Here is a 226-nt window from a genome sequence, read left to right on the forward strand (position 1 = left end):
TGCAGCCGGTCCGCCAGCTTGATGATGATGACCCGGATATCCTTCGCCATGGCAAGAAAGATCTTACGCAGATTCTCTGCCTGTACCTCCAGCTTATCCTGGGAATAGGACAGCTGCCCCAGCTTTGTGACCCCATCAACCAGAAGCGCAACCTCCTCGCAGAACTCTCTGGCCACATCCTCCAGCGTCATATCCGTATCTTCCACGGCATCATGGAGCATTCCCG

Annotated in this window: 1 protein-coding gene; it reads right to left on the reverse strand. The window is 55.3% G+C overall.

All coding sequences use genetic code 11. The features are described 5' to 3' along the window. The coding region (locus HJV72_RS19020) for an HD domain-containing protein (protein ID WP_208073434.1) at positions 1–226 on the reverse strand (226 nt) is incomplete at both ends.

The organism is Extibacter sp. GGCC_0201, assembly GCF_017566055.1.
In the GTDB taxonomy this organism is placed as follows: Bacteria; Bacillota; Clostridia; order Lachnospirales; family Lachnospiraceae; genus Extibacter.